Source organism: Methanobrevibacter sp., from assembly GCF_045611865.1.
GTDB lineage: Archaea > Methanobacteriota > Methanobacteria > Methanobacteriales > Methanobacteriaceae > Methanocatella.
In genome coordinates this window covers 1-19,710 of record NZ_JAZKXX010000017.1, presented here as the reverse complement: position 1 = coordinate 19,710, position 19,710 = coordinate 1, and the positions used below count along the sequence as shown (strand labels likewise).

Below are 19,710 nucleotides of genomic sequence, written 5' to 3'. Positions count from 1 at the left end.
AGATGAAAAAATGGCAGTAGAACCTCATAAACATTGTCCAATTTGTGGAACCCCAATACCATTAAACGAACTTGTATGCTCACCAGATTGTCAAAAAGTCTGGGATGCAAGATTGAAACAAAGAAAAAGATCTCAAATAATTTTATATATAGTTATTGCGATCTTTTTGATAATTTGGGCAATAATGACCTTTATGAAATAAGGGATTTACATGATTTTAACAAGCTCAAATACGCTAGAAACACATGAAATAATCAATTATAAAGGGTTAGTGACTGGAGAATCTTTAATCGGTACTAACATATATAAAGATTTGTTTTCTGGAGTTCGTGATGTGGTAGGTGGAAGAACCTCAAAATATGAGGAAGAACTCCAAAAAGCAAGAAATATTGCTTTAAAAAGTATGGAAGAAAAAGCCGAATGTCTGGGAGCAAATGCCATTATAGGTCTTAAAATTTCATATGATAACCTTGGCGGAACAATGGGAAATACAATCCTTGTAACTGCTTATGGCACTGCAGTCAAATGTGAATAGCATGAAAATAGAAAAAAAAGATGAACAAATAAAATATTTGCGTGAAGCAATTTTATGCATCACAATAGCTACTGTCATCGGCCTTATTGTTTATCAGATATTTTTATACTTTAAAATTGCAATATTTGGTTGGAATTTAGGTTTGATTTTTGCACCCCTAATTGCAGGATATACTGAAACCATCCTTGCCAGAAAGATGATTGGTGAATCCATAGGTGCAATTAGTGCATTTATCCTTTTTGCATACACCACATTTTACAGCTTTATATTAAAGAACACAGCATTAGGATTGAACATTATTACAATCGTATCAATAATTGTAATTCTGCAGGCGGCATTTCCTACACTAATCAACTACCTCATCATCAGAATAGGGCTTGGAACATTACTCTACCTCATAGGGATATTTAAAAAGATAACCGGATACATTTACAATAAAATCAAATCATTCATATACAAATATATTCTCAAAAAACCTGTAAAACCAAAAATCATTGAAAAATATGAATTTGATGAAATGAAAAGCAATGAAACCATTAATAGTTTAAATTTCTATTTTATAACAAGTACTGATGTTTTAGATAAAAATGTGACTAACTTAGGGCAATTCAATTCAACAGCAATCGTTGAAAAAGCCACAATAAAAACACCACCCGAACATGATGAATTTGAACAAGAGACATTATACAAGTTAAAAAAAGGAAAAGACGAATGTTTAATCAAACTTGTAAACAAAATTAAAGCTGCCGGCGGGAATGGAATAATTGGCCTAGATATCCAGTACAGTTCAATTGGAATCAGTGGTGATAATTATCAAGTAACCGCATTAGGAATGGGCATTTATCTAAAATGACTACCTAAAATATTAAAAATTCATTCAATTTCTTTTAATCTATTTTTAAAATCTTTATTGTCCTTACAATTACTTATAGCTTTTTTCAAAACATCATTCTCAGAATTTACATCACCCTGTTTTGCATAGATATTAGCTAGTGCACCATATGCTTTTGAAGCATCAGGCAATTCAAAAATAACTTGCTTATACAAGTCAATCGCCTCATCCAATTTTCCCTTGTTTTCCAAATATTTAGCTTCATTCATCAGATTAGAAATATTTTTTAATTTACCATCTTCTTTTTTAGGTTTTATTTTTCCTTCAACATTTTTTAATTTGTCAAAAATACTATCTGCTTTATCTGAATCAAAATTTTCTCCAACTTTTCTCTCTCCACTCATAATATCACCTTATGGTAAAATTCCTAACATTTTCAAAGCTATATACAGAACTAAAACTGAAAATATAATTTTTAATTTCTTTTGAGGTATTTTATGTGCATATCTAGCACCTATTGAAGCTAATGGAACTGAAAAACAAGCTATTAATGCAAAATTTATAATGCTAACATAACCTATTGAATATGGAAATGTGGAAACACTCCATCCAGAAACAACATAAGATAAAAAGCCTCCAATTGCTGTAAGGCAAATAAATACTGAAGATGTTCCGATGGCTTCAATTAATGAAAATCCTAAAAGTGATGTTAATATTGCTATTAAAAATACGCCCCCACCAACACCTAAAAGTCCTGATGAAAATCCAACAATCAAACCAATAATTGCAGTTGAAAGCAAATTAAAAGGAATTTTTGCCTCATTCCTTTCTTTATTTATGTCTATGATATTTTTAATAACAATGAATAGCAGCAAACAACCAAAAATAATTTCTAAGATTCTTGACGGCAGCCCAGATGCAACAAATCCTCCAATAGATCCACCTATTATTCCAAAAATACCTAAACGAATTCCCGGCTTTACGATATTATCCATTGTCCTAGTGTGCCTATATGCACCACTTAAAGACGTCGGAATAATTATTGCCAAGCTTGTACCAAGAGATATAAGCATTGCAAGGTCAGGTTGAACCCCAATATATTTTAACAGAAAGTATTGGAGAGGAACTATTAAAAATCCACCACCTACACCTAAAAGTCCTGATGCAAAACCGGCACATATACCTATTAAAATTAAACCCGCAAAATATTCAATTGGAAACATTACAATTAAAATATTGTATGCTTATAGTAGATATTACTTTTTATTAAAATTTAAAATTTTAAAGAAAAAAGCTAAGTTGAAACCTACTCCCCATTCTTAAGTGATTCACCCATGTCTAACCTTCTAATTTTTTGTGAAAACATTAAGTTTACAATTATGGATAAGGAAAATGTTATAGTTGCACTGAGTAGGAAGTTTGTAAGAGATATGTATGGCAATACATAAAATGAATCTCCAGATGACTCCCACATTGTTTTTAATATGTAGTAACCTACAGGAAGACCCAATATGAATCCTATAGTTGTAAACCATAAGTTTTGAGTTAAAAGTATATTTCTTAAAGCACCCGTTTTAAACCCTAAAATCTTCAATGTTGCAATTTCGCTTTCAAGTTCTGTAAATGATAATAATCCCAAATTATAAAGTACAACCACAGACAAAAGAGCTGCAAAAATTATTAAAATGAATATTAATACCAATGCTGCTTGTGTCATACCATCCCAATTTTCAACTCGAAGTTCCATAGTAGAAACTGATTTAACAGCAGAAAAGTTTTTATCAACCTGTTCATCTGTCACAATACCTGTTGGAGTGTAATTTAAACCTAAATCCTGTAATTTTTCTTTTGACATTATAAGCCCTTGAGAATTAGGGTCGGCATGAATTTTATCAATTTTTATTTCAACCCATTTATTTGAATTCATAATATGCCATCTTACAGTATCACCAATACCCACACCCAATAAATCAGCCATTTTTTGAGATATTGAAATTTCATCATCTTTAATTTCAATTCTATTCCAATTAGAATCCGTTGGAGTTATCAAATCAGTACCATCTAAAACTAAAATCGAACCCCTCTTTTTAACTTGCGAGGATTCTATTTCAATGATGTTATTCATAATTTCATCCCCATTAACGGCATCTGCAACTTCATCAATTTCACTTTGACTAGCTTCATCATTTATGACCAATTCTGATTCATAATGATTAATTTGATGAAATTCCCACTCCTTTAAGTCATTCATTGAATCGTTAAGTCCAAATGCACAAACTAGAAGTGCAGTACAACCCAATACTCCAATAATTGTCATTAACACCCTGAATTTATTCCTTTTAGCATCACGATAATTCCAACGTATATTAAATGACAATTTATGCCAAAATTTAAATCTTTCTATGAAACTTGTTTTAGAAACCCCTGGTGCTCTTGGCCTAATGGACTCTGATGGTTTTTCATCTGAAATAACTTTAGCTGAAAATAATGAAACGATTACAGACATTAAAACCATTAAAATTGTCGCGTAAACAAAATCCATGCTAAAAACAGGCTCCCATGAAGGCAATATAAACATATTACTCATTATTGAATAAATTAATTGAGGCAACATCATTGGCCCTAAAACCAAACCTAAAACAGAACCTATTAAAACTACCCAGAACCCAAATGACAAATAATGCAGAATTATTGAACGATTTTTAAATCCATTAGCTTTTAGGATACCAATTTGAGTTCTTTGATGAGCAACCATCCTTGTCATTGTTGTTAACAGTATTAGCATTGAAACTAAGATAAATACAACAGGGAAAATATCAGCCATCATTTTTTGTAAACTGATTTGATCTGAAAACTGACTTACACTTGGATGTTCGGACCTATCAAGAAATGAAATATAATACCCATCCAATCTGTAAGATAATAATTCATTGTAGGTTTCAGGTGTTCCATCAAATTTAACATTTAAAACATTATATGGAACCATATCTCCCGGAAATGCCTTATACGATAAATATGCAAAACCAATCTTGTTAAAATCAGGCAGCACCGAATATGTTGATGCATGATAGACATATTCTGGAGAGTAACCTAATCCCTTTATCTGTTTTGTGATTTCATAATCTTCAAAATTAAATGTGATATTGTCTCCGACTTTCAAGCCTTTTGCATCAGCAAAACTTTTATCTAACCAGACCCCATTTGAATCATTGATATCTAATGGTTTACCTTCAATTAAATAAAATTTGGATATTGTATTATTTTCAACAAAGTGCAGCGTGACATCTGGTTTGTTTTCGAAGTCTGCTTGCGAGTCAATTACCACTTGTCTCTCCATTTGTGTAGTTGCACCCAGATAATCAATCTGATATAAAAATAAATCATTTAAGTAAGGAGAATAAATCCAACCATCCGCCAAATTTGTATCTTCATAAAACTGATTAACATTAGCTTCAAGGCCAAGTGATTCTCCACCCAACCCCGTAAAAACAAAAATTCCTAAAAAAGCCATTAAAAAGATAGATATAAATTTGGCCTTATGCTTTTTGATGTCTCTCAACATCTTTTTAGTAAGCACAAAATCACCATTCCAAATCAAAAACTTTTTTTGGATTTTCATTAACAACAATACTTTCTATTTGACCATTTTTAATTCTAATAACCTTATCGGCGGCTTCTGCAAGTATTGAATTGTGAGTTACAATTATAACTGTAGTGTTTTTATTATTACTCATATCTTGAAGTAAATTTAAAATTAGCACACCTGTTTTTGAGTCAAGTGCACCTGTTGGCTCATCACATAAAAGCATAGTTGGATTTTTAGCAACGGCCCTAGCTATTGATACTCTTTGTTGTTCTCCACCAGATAATTGTGCGGGGAATTGATTTGCATGACCTTTTAGTCCAACTGATTCTAAAACTTCAAGCCCATTAATATCAACGTCTACAATATCTTTCATCAACTCTATATTTTCAAGCGCTGTTAAATTTGGGATTAAGTTATAAAACTGAAAAATAAACCCAACATTTTTTGCCCTGTACTCAGTTAGTTGATTATCATCAAAAGTTTCCAGATTTTGATTATTTACAATAATCTGACCAGAAGTAGCTAAATCAAGCCCTCCCAAAAGGTTTAAAAGTGTTGATTTACCTGCTCCAGATGGGCCAAGAATTACAACAAATTCACCTTCGTCAATTGAAAAGTTAACATTATCCATAGCTTTTAAGATGTGATCTCCAGATTTATATTCTTTTACCACATTTTTAAATTCAATAATTGTACTCATCAGTTATAGTATATAATTAATTATACTTATATGTTATTTTTTTATATATACTGTCAAAAAATAGTTGATTTTATTATTCAATTAGTTACTTTATAAAGACTTCATTAAATTAATTTTATAAAATTTATGAATTTTAGATTTTTGTAATAAACTCTTAATCAGAATTTTTCACTTGATTGTTTGTTCCTTCAAATTGCTATTAATCTTTGATGGAGTTCAACTATCTGATATTTTTAGAAAAAGTTGTTCTTTAAATTATATGAACTAAAATTAAAAAAAGGTTTTGAGTTTAAAACTCAAAACATTGAAAATTTTTAATGAAATACAAATTTAGCTTTTAACTGTAATTTTGTTTGATACGGTTAAACCAGCATAAGATGTTTTAATAGCGTATTTACCAACTTTTAAGCTTTTAGGTAATTTAAAAGTAGCAATTCCTTTACTATTAGTTTTAATGCTGTAAGTTCTACCTTTGAATTTGATTTTTACAGTTTGTTTAGCATAGGCTTTTCCTTTAGCGTTTAAGATTTTAACATTGAATTTGCCTGCTTTATTGTATTTTTTAACTACGTTTTTAGTTATTACTGCTTTTTTAACGACAATAGCGTTTTGAACCATAGTTTTTTCACCATATTGAGTAGTGATGTAATATTTTCCTGGTTTTAGATTTTTTAAATTAACGGATGCAATACCATCACTTCCAATATTAGCTTCATACTCTTTATTATTAATAGTGAATATGACTTTTCCACTAGTTACATTTTTAGATCCGAATTTAACGGCAACTTTAAATGCAGTGTTTTGAGAGTAATATTTAGTTACATCCTCACTAACTATGGAATAACTGAATTTGTCTATTAATTTTGATATTTCAGCATTAATATCGTCTACTATATTATCAACAATATGAGTAATTTCTTCAGTAATATCATCAATTATGCTGGTAACATTTATATTCATAATTTCATCAATTATGTCAACAACATCAGCAGTAATCTCATCTATTAACTCAGGCATTTTTGAGACAATATCTTCTAATTCAGCAGAAATATCATCTATTACATCAGTGACGCTACTTATTATAGCTGTGACATTAATACCCATTTTTTCTAATTTAGCAGAAATATTATCTAATAAATCAGAAACATTATCGAAGAAAGCAGAAATATTATCTAATACGCCAGAAATTTCAGCATCAATAGTATCTAATATCTCTGAAATATCTATAACACCATTAGCTATAACAATTCCAGTACCATTTAACAAACCGGAAATGTCCAAAGCACCATCGACAATACTAATACCAGTACCATTCAATAAATCAGCAATATTCAATAAACCGTTATCAATACTGATTCCAGTACCATTCAATAAACCAGCAATATCCAATAAACCGTTTTCTATGTTAATACCAGTACCATTTAACAAACCAGCAATATCAAAAATACCGCCGTCAAAGCTGATTCCAGTACCATCTAACCAATCGGTAACATCCAATAAGCCGTTTTCTATGCTAATACCTGTACCATTCAATAAATCAGCAATATTCAATAAACCGTTATCAATACTGATTCCAGTACCATTCAATAAATCAGCAATATTCAATAAACCGTTATCAATACTGATTCCAGTACCATTCAATAAATCAGCAATGTCAATACCATTGTTAATTAAACTGATTCCAGTACCATTTAACAAGCCGGAAATATCGATACCTTTGTTAGTTAAACTGATTCCAGTACCATTCAATAAACCAGTAACATCCAAAGTACCATTATTAAATGTGACTCCAGTACCATTTAACAATTTATTCAAATCTATTCCTGTAATATTCAAGAATTTTTCTATACCAGTACTATTTAAAAATTCAGAAATATCTAAAGCACCATCAACAATACTAATACCAGTACCATTTAACAAACTGGAAATATCTAACTCACCATCAACAATACTAATACCAGTACCATTTAACAAACCATCAATATTTAACAAACCGTTATCAATACTGATTCCAGTACCATTCAATAAACCAGCAATATCCAAAGTACCATTACCTAAACTGATTCCAGTACCATTTAACAAACCAGCAATATCCAAAGTACCATTATTGTAAACGATTCCTGTGCCTTCTAGCCAACTAGAAATATCAAAGCCAGTAGTACCCTCATAATTATTTGAATCACGACTATATAATGGTTCCCAATCATCAAAATACTCTTCTGGTTCACCATACGCTTCTGAATCATCAACACTTATTAATTCATCTTCAGTATCTGTAGATATGGCTTCTGAATCATCAACACTTATTAATTCATCTTCACTATCAACAGATATAATGCTTGAATCATCAACATCTGAAATTGCAGTTACATCAGCAACATCATCTGTAGCGCTTACTGCACTAACAGCAATTAATGAAACAAATATTATTGAAATGAATAATAAAGTTTTATTAACCTTTGAAATATTATAACCTCCATGTTTATTTATTAAAAAATTCTTTTCAACTATATATAGTTAAGTTTTAGTTTTTATTTATGAAAAACTCATTTTTAACCTGATTAATATGTATGATTAATCATAATTTTATATATAAACTGAATTATATATATACATATCTATTTAATTTGCATAATCTTATTGTGAGTGTTCAAAACTCGATGATAAAATCGGCTATACGTTTTCATTAATAGTTCACATGCGTTGAAACATAATCATCTATTTAAACTATTAATATTAAATTATTGTTAATGAAAGTTAACAAAACCCTAATAGTTGGAGTTATATTTATACTAATTGCTAGTGTAATCTTTTTAACTAATATTCTTAACCCTATTATAAGACCCATTACTTACTTATTTTTAATGGGGTCTTCAAAAGGAAAAGATATTATGCTTTTCGGATTAATCGGATTATTTTTAATATTATCACAAGCAATTAAAAAAGAGATTAATATTGAAAAATATTTTAAAGTATCGATGCTACTTGGTTGGGTTTTATTAGCTTTAGGAATTCTTTTAGAAATCCTCTTTAGATTGCAAATGGGAATTAAACTTAATACTATTTTTTGCTCCATGTCAAATACAATGAGCAGTACAAGTATTTTACATACCCACTTGTTAAAATCTATTTTAGGAGAAATTTTAAGTCAGATAATTGGTCCATTTATACAAAATGACATTAACACAGGTGTTGGCCTATATTCCTACGTTCCAAGTATCGGATTTTTGATAATTCTAATAATTCCAATATTATTCATAACTTTAGTTCTGGCAAGCCAAAAAAGAGCATGGCCTACAAACATTTTATTTGCATTTTTTTCAAGCTGTTTATTAATTGGAGCAATTGACGGAGGATTATTTGCAACTCCAGCAATTGTTGGAATTTGCGGACTATATCTAATATATATAAATGGTTATTATATCAATTCCATAATAGGTTGGTTATTAAAAGACCAAAAATTAATTGAAAATAATGAATTTAGAGAGCCAAAATATAAAAGACCCGTCTATAAAGATATTAAATTCCTATTTAAAAGATCCTCATTTATCATTCTAGTATTTTTTATAATATTTTTAAGATTTACAATAGCATTTGCAGGAGCAGAACCTGACTATTACACAGTAGATATTGTAAATCCAAGTGATGATATCGATTTGGGAAATATTAGTGTTGAAGTTGTTAATTTTGACAAAAATACTAACTATAATAAACTCACTTATAGAATTGACCCAAGTTACAATGAAATGGAACTATTAAATGATTTAAAGATTCCTTTAAATAATTCGTGCGAATATTACACTGTTTCTTGGAATATTTACTCTTATCTGTAGGGATACGATGAAAAAAATCTATCTAATCTTACCAATTCTTGCAGGAATTATGTTTGGATCAAGTGGAATATTTGTTCGAACACTAACCCAAAACGGAATTGATTCCACGACTTTGCTGTTTTTAAGGTTTTCAATCGCAATTATTCCCCTATTAATTGTAATTTTAACAACAAACAAAAGATTAATAAAAATAGATTTATCGGACATTCCCTTATTTTTAGTCTGTGCAATATCAATTATTGGACTTAATTTGAGCTATAATGAATCAATGAATACTGTTCCTTTATCTCTTGCAGCAGTACTTCTCTCGATAGCTCCAATTTTTGTATTAATATTTGCATACATTTTATTTAATGAAAAAATTACAAAAAAGAAATTGATTTGTATGGTTTTAGCAATAATTGGGTGTGTACTAACAACAGGAATTTTAGAAAGCTCCCTAACTAACATTCCATTATTTGGAATAATATCTGGTGTTGGTGCGGCACTATTTTGGGCAATTTATTTAATGGCCTCTAAAAAATCAATTGAAAATGAAAATCACACTTTTACAATACTTTTTTATGCAATAATATTTATCTCAATAGCTTTGATTCCATTTACCAACTTTGGCCAAATTGCAAATTTTGTTTCAATAAATCCATTGCTTTGCACCATATTCCTAATAATACACTCAACATTCTCATTTGCCCTCCCATATATTCTCTCTACTGTGAGTTTAAACTATATTGACTCCGGCATATCTTCAATACTGCTATCAGGGGCAGAACCACTAGCAGCTTTAATATTTGGAGTTTTAATTTACAGTGAAATTCCGACAATTCTGATGTTTTGTGGATTTGTATTAACAATAACAGCAATGATAATGTTAACAAATGAGAAAAAAATAAGTATTTTTAATGCAGGTGGGAAATAACACCTAAAATATATTTCACAAAAACTTATTAATTTAGAAAATAAATCATAACATATGATTTTAAGCATTATTATACCTACTTACAACGAAGAGGAATACCTCCCAATTCTTCTAAAAAGTATAAAAAAACAAAGTTTTGAAAACTATGAAATCATAGTTGCCGATGCTAATTCAACTGATAAAACAAGAGAAATTGCAGAGGAATATGGTTGTATAGTTGTCGATGGTGGTCTTCCAGCAGTGGGTAGAAATAATGGTGCCAAAGTAGCTAAAGGAGAATACTTATTATTCCTTGATTCTGATTTAGAACTTACCGATGATTATCTAAGAGATGTTTTATACGAATTTAGAATGGAAAGACTTGGAATAGCTATTACTCAAATGCTTCCAATGTCCAATAAAGTTGATGATAAATTATTCCATGATTTTGCTAATTACTTCATGATTGGAGTCGAAAAAATCAAACCCCATGGAGCTGGTTGTTATGGAATAATAGCTAGAAAAGAACTCCATGATGAATGTGGGGGCTTTGATGAATCTCTAACATTTGGTGAAGATACTGACTATATTGAAAGATTAGCTAAAAAAGAACCATTTAGAGTCTTAAGAAATGCAAAAATTGGTGTTTCAACCAGAAGATTAGAAGAAGAAGGAATTGAAACATTAATACAACAATATGGTAAGAGTACTATTAATGATTTTTTAGGAAAAAGAACAGATGCTTCCGAACTCAATTATAATTTTGACCATGGAAAAGAGAGAATCACAACATCCAGATTAGCTCCCCTTGAAAAAAGAGTGGAACAAGTTAATGAACTTAAAGAAAAGTATGATGAATCCATTCAAAAAATTGAAGAAACACGTTTAATGGTTAAATCCAGTAGTAGACGCAAAAGAGATAAAAAGGTCGTTTTTTACTGTGTTTGTGGTGAAGGAATGGGTCATGCAATCAGAACTGGAGTGATTGTGGACCGCATTAAAGATAAATATGATGTTTACATCTTTTCCAGCGATAGGGCATATGAATACTTGAATTCTAAATTTGATAATGTTTATGAAATTGGTGGGTTTAACACAGTTTATATTAACAATAAGGTAAACAATCTTAAAACTTTAGCTGACGCTTTAAAAAGAAATCCAACCAATATTAAAGTTGGATATGAAAATTTATATAAAAAAGCAAGACAGCTACACCCTGATGTTATTGTAACTGATTTTGAAATATATGCAACAATGCTTTCAAAAATCAGAAATATTCCCCTTATCAGCTTAGATAACATCCATATGATTACACAAACAAAAATTGACTATCCTAAAGATCATTATGTGGAAATGATTAAAGCTAAAGGAGTTATTAAAACTTATGTTGTTAAACCAAAAATCCATATTTTAACAAGCTTCTTTTATCCAAAAATCAGACCTAGAAAACATGCAGTCATATATCCCCCTATCATCCGTGAGGATATAATGAAGTTGAAGGCATCTAAAGGAGACCATATTATCGTTTATCAAACAAGTAAAGAAAGTAGAAAGCTTGTCCGTAAATTAAAAGCTTTGAAAGATGAGAAATTTATTGTTTATGGTTTCAACAAGAATGAAGCAGATGGTAATTTAACTTATAAAGAATTTAATGAAGATGAATTCTATGACGATTTGGCATCATCTAAAGCGGTAATCTGTAATGGTGGGTTTACATTTATATCAGAAGCAATATACCTTAAAAAACCTATCTATTCAGTTCCGGCAATTGGAAACTTTGAGCAAACATTAAACGGATTTTATGTGCAAAAATTAGGTTACGGAGAATATCACGAAGTAATGAGCGCTCAAAGAGTAGCCGATTTCTTAAAAAACCTTCCAAAATATCAGAAAAAATTGGACAAAGTTAAAAATAGGAATAATGATGGAATTGTTCATGAATTAATCTATAGAATAGAAAAATATTCGCTATCTTAATTTTAAGATTATTCATCTACAATTTCTATTTTTTAAAATAAAAAAAGAATGATTAATTAATGTTTTTCAACAATATTAATCAATATTTTAGGCAAATTATAAAGTTACACCCATTTCTAATTGTTCTGTTAATTCTTTGTATCTGTTACGTATTGTAACTTCAGTTACACCAGCAATATCCGCAACATCCCTTTGTGTTTTTCTCTCACCGAGTAAAACAGATGCAATATATAATGCGGCTGCTGCTACACCAGTAGGTCCACGACCAGATGTTAAACCTTTATCCATTGCCTTTTCGATAATTTCGATAGCTTTGGATTGTGCTTCACCTGAAAGTCCAAGTTCAGATGCAAATCTTGGGACATAATCCACTGGAGAAGTTGGTGGTAATTTAATGTTTAACTCACGGGTTAAGAATCTATAAGTACGACCCACTTCTTTTTTAGTTACGCGAGATACTTCAGCGATTTCATCTAATGTACGTGGCACGTTACAACGTCTACATGCAGCGTATAGAGAAGCTGCAACTACTCCTTCAATACTTCTTCCTCTGATTAATTTATTGTCCACAGCACTTCTATAAACAACTGATGCTGCTTCCCTTACACTTCTTGGAAGACCTAATCTTGAAGAGTCACGATCAAGTTCACTTAATGCGAATGCTAAGTTTCTTTCAGTTGCACCGGAAATCCTAATCTTTCTTTGCCATTTTCTTAATCTGTACCATTGTGCTCTATTTCTTGCAGGAATGTCACGACCGTATATGTCTTTATTCCTCCAATCAATCATGGTAGATAAACCTTTATCGTGAATAGTATATGTAATTGGAGCCCCTACCCTTGTACGTTTATCTCTTTGTTCATGGTCAAATGCTCTCCATTCAGGACCCATATCTACAAGGTTTTCATCAATAACTAGATTACAGTTATTACAAATAACTTCAGCTCTTTCATAATCAGCAAACAAATCTTCAGAACCACATTCAGGACATACAGTACGTCTTTCAGCATTATACACTTCTCTTTGTTCTTCAGTTCTCATTGATCTAGCTTGTCCTCTTATTGGAGTTTCGTTTATTTCTTGTGTCGTGCTTTCATCCTCCTTTTTCTAGGTTTTTTCGATTTTGCTTTTGATACAAACAGTTTTTCACCACAATTTTCTTCAATACGTTTCCTATTCGCCGATTTGAATAGACGAATGGAAATATATGGTCTTTTTGTGGGACCAAATACATAGCCTACCTTACCTATTTTGTTTTTATTACTATCAAAAACAATTGCCCCAGGTGAAGGTGTTTTATCAGACCGTGCTATTAATTTTCCAGAGTTTGCTATATGCAAACTATTTCCTAAAAATTTCATAAAATCAAACTTAAAATCAAATCTGTATCATTTATATAATTATACAGTCATCATATATAAAGTTATCGATATATTTATATATAAAAATTATTTTATATTTAAAAGGTTTTCTATTTCATTTTAACCCAACTATCTCGGCTAGGGTCTTACCACCATCAATATCATCGATGATATTTGCCTCTTTAATTTTAACCGACAATGTTGCAGTCATAGTTTGGTTAAATAATTCTTTAGGAATAACAACAATACCACTTTCATCACCAAAGAAAAAGTCTCCAGGATTGATTGAATATCCTTCAACATCAATTGGTTCATTTAAAGTACCTAAACCTAAAGCAGAACCTGCATTTGGACAAAAATTACTTGCAAATACTGGATAATCCATATATAAAAGAGCATCCAAATCACGAACAGCACCGTAAATAACTGTCGCTTTAATTCCATTATCCTTGGCACATGTTGAAGCAAGTTCTCCCCAAATAGCTTTTTTATCATCACTTACTTTAAAAAATAATATATCTCCATCTTCTGCCCCATCAATTGCCTGAGCAGAAGTTCCCCAATCATCACTATATGTTTCAGCCGTGAATATTCTACCCCAAACCTTTTGATTATTAATTGGTTTGATTGATTGGATAGTCCCTGATCTTTTAGAAATCCCATTATATGCATCAGAGATTTGGCATGCTGAAACACATTCAAGTAAAGAAATTAAATTAATATAATTCTCATAATTTTTACCGTTAAATTTTAAATCATCAACAGTAACATCATCAAGATTAATTTTATCTACATCAATACGTTTATTTAAGTTTTTATTCTTATTTAAAACATCTTTTGGACTTATTGACATACCTTCACCAAATTTTCTCACTTGTATATAATATTGAACTACACCATTAATAATATATAACATATTTTTATATATTAGTTTTACCAAAGTTAATTAATGTAGTATTATAAAAAAATACTTTACAATTATTATGCACTCAAATGAGTTTATTACATTATTCATTATTATAATTATTAATTCATAATTAATTCAAAGACAGGAGAAAAATTAGTATTAAGGAAAAATATAACGTAGGAAATTTTCAAATTAAAAAACAACCAATAAAATAGAAAATAAATTAAACCTTAATAGTAAACCACTCCAAATGTATCGACTCTTTTTTTAGTGCATAGTAGGTCTTAAGACTGATGAAAAATATGTTTATCGTATAATTTATCTACTAAAAATCATTAAATTTTTAGATCACATAAATTATCCCGATTAATAAGCTTAGGAGGCTTAAATATGGGAAAAGGTGAAGAATTAACTACAACAAAATATTTAATTCATGCCCAAATTACTGCTAATGGTATTGTAGAAAAACCAGACGTTGTTGGTGCAGTATTTGGACAAACTGAAGGTTTACTTAGTAATGATTTAGATTTAAGAGAACTCCAAAGAACTGGAAGAATTGGCAGAATCCAAGTTAACATCCACTCCAATAGTGGAAGAGCTAAAGGTGAAATCGTAATTCCTTCCAGTTTAGATAGAGTTGAAACTGCCATTCTTGCAGCATCCCTCGAAACCATTAATCGTGTTGGTCCTTGCGAAGCTGAAATTCGCACCACCAAAGTTGAAGATGTAAGGGCTGTTAAAAGAGAGCAAGTTGTTAATCGTGCTAAAGAAATCTACAAGAAGATGGTTGAAAGCGTTGGCCCAACTAGTATGAGAATGATTGAAGAAGTAAGAGAAGCAATGCGTGTGCATGAAATCTCCGAATATGGTGAAGATCGTCTCCCTGCTGGCCCTAGCATCCACACATCTGATGCAATCATTGTAGTAGAAGGACGTAGCGATGTTTTAAACTTATTAAAATACGGCATTAAAAATACTGTAGCAGTTGAAGGAGTAAGTGTGCCTCGTTCTATTGGAGAATTAAGTAAAAAAAGAACTACCACTGCATTTGTTGACGGTGACAGAGGTGGAGAACTTATCTTAAAAGAACTCTTACAAATAGGCGATGTGGACTACATTACCCGTGCACCAAAAGGAAAAGAAGTTGAAGACTTAGAAAAAGATGAAGTCTTAATTGCACTTAGAGACAAAGTCCCAACTGCACAATTTTTAGCAACTTCAAATATCTTAAATGACAACAATAAAAAAGAAAACAATAAACGTCACGACAGAAATGATAGAAACAACAACAAAAAACATAAATACAACCGTCGTGAAGAAAAACCTATTGTTAAAGAAGAACCTGAAATCGAAGATGATGAAGTAAGTTTAATGAAAGACATGTTAAAAGAATTTGAAGGCTCTGGAAGTGGAGCTATCTTAGATGAAGCATTAAACATGACTAAAGAAGTTGAAGTAGAAAACATCTATGAAGAAATTAAAAATATAGATGGAACTGCAGATACTGTAATCTTCGACGGTGTCATCAGCCAAAGATTAGTTGATGTAGCATCACAAAAAGGAATTAAAAAATTAGTTGCATTTAAATCTGTAAACATTGTTAAAAAACCACAAGACGTTAAAATAATAACTATAGATTAAATTAACAAAATGGAAATTGGAGGTAAAAAATGAATATCAATATTGATAATTATTACAGCACTAGGAAAACTGTTTTCGAAAGAATTCAAGACGCTAGTACTACAACCAAATTAATCATGTCTTTAATGATGGCATGTGTTACTGGTATAATGGCGCAAATCATTATTCCACTCCCATGGACTCCAGTTCCTATAACTGCCCAAACATTTGCAGTATTATGTTCTGGTTTATTATTAGGTAAAAAATACGGATGTTTAAGCCAAATATTATACATTGTTTTAGGTATTGCATTTGTTCCTTGGTTTGGAGGAATGACCGGCGGGCTTGAGACATTTTTAGGTTCAACATGCGGATTTTTCATAGGATTTGTTATAGCATCCTACTTTATTGGAGCTATTACTGAAAAATATGCAAAAGCACGTAATTTTACAAGAATGGCTGTTGTTATTGGAATTGCAAACTTTGCATTAATCTACATTCCAGGACTTATCGGCCTTGCATTATGGATGAGCTTAACTCAAGGTGCAACCTTTGGTGTTGTTGATCTTTTAATGATGGGTCTTATTCCATTTATTGCAGGAGATATTGTAAAAATATTAGGTGCTGCATCTGTATCTAAAATATTTTTACCAAAAGACTAAAAAGGTTTTCAATAACCTTTCTTTTTTTTATTTTTTGATTTAAATGAAACTTATTTTAAGAGGGCATCATTTGTTATGTCTTAAGGGTTTTCAAGGCTATGGCTATGATGAAGACTTTACTAGAAATATGATTGATGTCAACTCTAAACGAAAATTAAAAGACACAACAGTTTTACTTACAAAATCCCCTGACGACATTTGTAAATATTGTCCAAATTTAAAAAATGATTTATGTGAGGATAAACTCCAAAATGAAAAAATCATTAGCATGGATGAAGAAGTGTTAAAAAAATTTGATATTTCAAAAGAATATAATTCTCAGGAATTATTCGAAAAAATTGATAATATTTTTGATACAAAAGAAAGCGTGTCTAAAATCTGTTTTAACTGCATGTGGCACGAAAAATGCTTATTTTATCAAAATTTATCAAATAACCGATAGGTTTAAATAGTACATAATAAATATATATTAAATGTTGTATACACTACAACAATAATAGTCCCGTAGGGTAGTGGTAATCCTTCTAGGCTTTGGACCCGGAGACGGCGGTTCGACTCCGCTCGGGACTACTAAAAACTTTTTTTACTGATAATTTATGAAAAAGCTATTACTTATTGGAATTGATACAAGAAGTATGCTTAACAGTGCATTAGACTTAGATTATGAAATATATTCTACAAGTTATTTTTCAACTCAAGATACTCCAACAATTGAAAATCAAAGAATTATTTTAAAAGAAAATTATGGCGAAAGTTGTGGAGAATTTGAAAAGCAGTTTGACAGCACCCAACTTTTAGAAGAATCATCAGACTATATTGATGAAGTTGACTATATCATACCAATTTCTGGCGTTTCACCAAGTGACTTTTCCAAAAAAGATCAAAAGAAAATTTTAGGAAATAAAGAAGTTGAAAAACTTGAAAATAAATTCAAATTTTATAACGAAATTAAAAATGAATTTTTAACACCAAAGACTTTTTGTGTAAGTGATGCATATGAAGTTAATGAGATTCTTGAAAGTTACCCTAACATTCAATTTATTTTAAAACCACTTCAAGGAAGTGGAGGGTATGGTGTTAAACTTGCAGATAATGAAATGCCATTGGAACTAAACGATGAGCAATTCATCATGCAGGAATATGTCGATGGAATTAGCCTAAGTTCATCAATACTTGCAAGTGAAAGTGAGTCAAAAACAATAATGAATTCAAGATTGCTCAGTGAAAATGATTTTGGAAACAATAGTTTTGTATATGTTGGAAATATCCTACCTTTAACAAATGAATCCATAATGAGTGATGTTAAAGATATTAATGGAATAATTAGTAGAATGGAAGAAACCTCTGAAAAATTAGCTCAAAAATTCAATTTAATTGGTTCGAATGGTGTTGACTACATTCTTAATGAAAATGGATTGTATGTAATTGAAATAAATCCAAGAATTCAGGGAACATTTGAATGTGTAGAAAAATCATTGGGAATAAATATGCTTGAAGCACACATCAAAGCGTGTCAAGGTGAAATCATTGATATTGGCAAACCACAATATTATTCTTATAAAAAAATAATTTACTCACCTGAACAAAACAAATATGAAAAAATAGATTTGGACAATATTTATGACTTGCCCCATATCGGGTCAATTACCGAAAAATCAGAACCATTACTTACAATAATAGATAAAGATAAAGATTTTGAAAAATTATGCAAAAGAGTTGAATTATCTAGTAAAATTGTAAATGAAAAGTCTATAAGATACCAACAAGGTGTATAATAAACAAAATTACTCCAAGTGTTATCATAAAAGTAGTAACTATCATTGCTCGTGTAACCCAAATGAATACCTTCGCTTTATTATCTGGATCATTCATATATTGATCTATTGGATTTCTTTTCATATTAACACCTGTTTTCTAGAATTTCTAGTAATGAAATTTTTACAATAACTAACTAAAAATAATTTTTTTTAAAAAATATTACTATTTTGAATTTTATATTAAAAAATAAATAAAAATAGAAGAAAATGAAAAAAATTAAGAAAAATTTAAGCTTCTGCATTTTTAGCTTCTTCAGCCGCAGCAGCTGCTTTCTCATTTTTCTCAATAGTTGATCTAATCATTTTCAATCTAACGAAGTTTTCTCTTTCCATTTCTTGGAGTCTCATATCAATATACTTTTCAGTATTTTGGAATCTTGGAATCATAATGTGCTCTAAAGCATTTACTCTACGTTTAGTAGCTTCAATTTCTTCAGCGAGTAAGAAAATAGTTTTTTCTACTTCACCAAGTTCAATTAAATACTTAAGAGATTCCTCGAATTTCTTTGCAGCTTCGTCTAATTGTATGGTTGTATCAGAGAAACCATAACCTCTGTCAATAATGGATCGTTTTTCCATTTTAACATTAGTTACAGGTACTGCAACACCCATAACACTTCTTGATGAAATTTCAACATCAATAGATTCTTTTACAGATAATGCTGCTTTTCTAACAGACAAATCACCCATAGCAATTTGAGCTTCAAGTAAAGCAACATTAGCTTCTTTTAGACTTAATTCTGCATTTTCACGAATACCTTTGACACGATCCAAGATATCAAAAAACTCTTTGATTAAAGCATCCCTTTTCTCTTTAAGCAAACCATGCCCTTTAACAGCAAGTTTTGTCCTATTTTTAAGAGACAATAATCCCATACGAGTTGGATTAATTCCATCTATAATATCTTGTGCCATTTAATCACCTACATTACTGTAATGAGATTAGTCATCTTTTGGAAGGTATTGTTCAATAAATTCTTCTTTA

Annotated in this window: 20 protein-coding genes and 1 tRNA gene; 12 read left to right on the top strand and 9 right to left on the bottom strand. The window is 30.4% G+C overall.

Features of this window, described 5'->3' with window-relative positions:
- Positions 1-10 precede the first annotated feature (10 nt).
- The 3 genes from ACKI32_RS01660 to ACKI32_RS01650 are packed head-to-tail and all read left to right on the top strand — an operon-like array spanning position 11 to position 1,388.
- Positions 11-202, top strand: a complete 192-nt coding sequence (locus ACKI32_RS01660; RefSeq protein ID WP_407412938.1) for a DUF2116 family Zn-ribbon domain-containing protein — start codon at positions 11-13, stop codon at positions 200-202.
- Between the two features lie 9 nt (positions 203-211).
- Positions 212-535 carry a YbjQ family protein gene (locus ACKI32_RS01655; protein ID WP_407412937.1) on the top strand — a complete coding sequence of 108 codons (324 nt, stop codon included), beginning with the start codon at positions 212-214 and terminating at the stop codon, positions 533-535.
- Between the two features lies 1 nt (position 536).
- Positions 537-1,388, top strand: coding sequence for a hypothetical protein (locus ACKI32_RS01650; protein WP_407412936.1), 852 nt, complete (start codon positions 537-539; stop codon positions 1,386-1,388).
- 20 nt (positions 1,389-1,408) lie between these two features.
- Here ACKI32_RS01650 and ACKI32_RS01645 read toward each other — a convergent pair whose 3' ends face one another.
- The 5 genes from ACKI32_RS01645 to ACKI32_RS01625 form a co-directional block, all read right to left on the bottom strand.
- The gene (locus ACKI32_RS01645) at positions 1,409-1,771 is read right to left on the bottom strand and encodes a tetratricopeptide repeat protein (protein WP_407412935.1); all 363 of its coding nucleotides are present in this window, start codon (positions 1,769-1,771) and stop codon (positions 1,409-1,411) included.
- 9 nt (positions 1,772-1,780) lie between these two features.
- Positions 1,781-2,590 carry a sulfite exporter TauE/SafE family protein gene (locus ACKI32_RS01640; protein ID WP_407412934.1) on the bottom strand — a complete coding sequence of 270 codons (810 nt, stop codon included), beginning with the start codon at positions 2,588-2,590 and terminating at the stop codon, positions 1,781-1,783.
- 83 nt (positions 2,591-2,673) lie between these two features.
- Positions 2,674-4,944 carry an ABC transporter permease gene (locus tag ACKI32_RS01635; protein ID WP_407412933.1) on the bottom strand — a complete coding sequence of 757 codons (2,271 nt, stop codon included), beginning with the start codon at positions 4,942-4,944 and terminating at the stop codon, positions 2,674-2,676.
- A 4-nt stretch (positions 4,945-4,948) separates the two neighbouring features.
- The gene (locus tag ACKI32_RS01630; RefSeq protein WP_407412932.1) at positions 4,949-5,653 is read right to left on the bottom strand and encodes an ABC transporter ATP-binding protein; all 705 of its coding nucleotides are present in this window, start codon (positions 5,651-5,653) and stop codon (positions 4,949-4,951) included.
- Between the two features lie 330 nt (positions 5,654-5,983).
- Positions 5,984-7,750, bottom strand: a complete 1,767-nt coding sequence (locus tag ACKI32_RS01625; protein ID WP_407412931.1) for a hypothetical protein — start codon at positions 7,748-7,750, stop codon at positions 5,984-5,986.
- 184 nt (positions 7,751-7,934) lie between these two features.
- Between ACKI32_RS01625 and ACKI32_RS01620 the strand changes: the two genes are divergently transcribed.
- From ACKI32_RS01620 to ACKI32_RS01605, 4 genes are all read left to right on the top strand, one after another.
- Positions 7,935-8,126, top strand: a complete 192-nt coding sequence (locus ACKI32_RS01620; RefSeq protein ID WP_407412930.1) for a hypothetical protein — start codon at positions 7,935-7,937, stop codon at positions 8,124-8,126.
- Positions 8,127-8,403: 277 nt separating this feature from the next.
- Positions 8,404-9,486 carry a hypothetical protein gene (locus tag ACKI32_RS01615; RefSeq protein WP_407412929.1) on the top strand — a complete coding sequence of 361 codons (1,083 nt, stop codon included), beginning with the start codon at positions 8,404-8,406 and terminating at the stop codon, positions 9,484-9,486.
- 7 nt (positions 9,487-9,493) lie between these two features.
- Positions 9,494-10,402: a DMT family transporter gene (locus ACKI32_RS01610; protein ID WP_407412928.1), complete on the top strand. Its 909-nt coding sequence runs from the start codon at positions 9,494-9,496 to the stop codon at positions 10,400-10,402.
- Between the two features lie 54 nt (positions 10,403-10,456).
- Positions 10,457-12,358, top strand: coding sequence for an MJ1255/VC2487 family glycosyltransferase (locus ACKI32_RS01605; protein ID WP_407412927.1), 1,902 nt, complete (start codon positions 10,457-10,459; stop codon positions 12,356-12,358).
- Positions 12,359-12,454: 96 nt separating this feature from the next.
- Here ACKI32_RS01605 and ACKI32_RS01600 read toward each other — a convergent pair whose 3' ends face one another.
- The 3 genes from ACKI32_RS01600 to ACKI32_RS01590 form a co-directional block, all read right to left on the bottom strand.
- Entirely contained in the window at positions 12,455-13,399 is a 945-nt protein-coding gene (locus ACKI32_RS01600; protein ID WP_407412926.1) for a transcription initiation factor IIB, read from the bottom strand.
- 32 nt (positions 13,400-13,431) lie between these two features.
- Positions 13,432-13,719: a Gar1/Naf1 family protein gene (locus ACKI32_RS01595; RefSeq protein WP_407412925.1), complete on the bottom strand. Its 288-nt coding sequence runs from the start codon at positions 13,717-13,719 to the stop codon at positions 13,432-13,434.
- 115 nt (positions 13,720-13,834) lie between these two features.
- Positions 13,835-14,572: an RraA family protein gene (locus ACKI32_RS01590; RefSeq protein WP_407412924.1), complete on the bottom strand. Its 738-nt coding sequence runs from the start codon at positions 14,570-14,572 to the stop codon at positions 13,835-13,837.
- Positions 14,573-15,016: 444 nt separating this feature from the next.
- Here ACKI32_RS01590 and dnaG point away from each other — a divergent pair, with 444 nt between their 5' ends.
- The 5 genes from dnaG to ACKI32_RS01565 all read left to right on the top strand — a co-directional run bounded on the left by dnaG (position 15,017) and on the right by ACKI32_RS01565 (position 18,683).
- Entirely contained in the window at positions 15,017-16,267 is a 1,251-nt protein-coding gene (gene dnaG, locus ACKI32_RS01585) for a DNA primase DnaG (protein WP_407412923.1), read from the top strand.
- Positions 16,268-16,302: 35 nt separating this feature from the next.
- Complete coding sequence (locus ACKI32_RS01580) at positions 16,303-16,908, top strand: biotin transporter BioY (RefSeq protein ID WP_407412970.1); 606 nt, start codon at positions 16,303-16,305, stop codon at positions 16,906-16,908.
- A 70-nt stretch (positions 16,909-16,978) separates the two neighbouring features.
- Positions 16,979-17,350, top strand: a complete 372-nt coding sequence (locus ACKI32_RS01575; RefSeq protein WP_407412922.1) for a DUF1284 domain-containing protein — start codon at positions 16,979-16,981, stop codon at positions 17,348-17,350.
- A 56-nt stretch (positions 17,351-17,406) separates the two neighbouring features.
- A tRNA-Gln gene (locus tag ACKI32_RS01570) sits at positions 17,407-17,478 on the top strand.
- A 26-nt stretch (positions 17,479-17,504) separates the two neighbouring features.
- Positions 17,505-18,683 carry an ATP-grasp domain-containing protein gene (locus tag ACKI32_RS01565; protein WP_407412921.1) on the top strand — a complete coding sequence of 393 codons (1,179 nt, stop codon included), beginning with the start codon at positions 17,505-17,507 and terminating at the stop codon, positions 18,681-18,683.
- A gap of 270 nt (positions 18,684-18,953) precedes the next feature.
- Here the strand turns inward: ACKI32_RS01565 and ACKI32_RS01560 are convergent, their stop codons facing one another.
- Complete coding sequence (locus tag ACKI32_RS01560; RefSeq protein ID WP_407412920.1) at positions 18,954-19,640, bottom strand: V-type ATP synthase subunit D; 687 nt, start codon at positions 19,638-19,640, stop codon at positions 18,954-18,956.
- Positions 19,641-19,710: the final 70 nt, after the last annotated feature.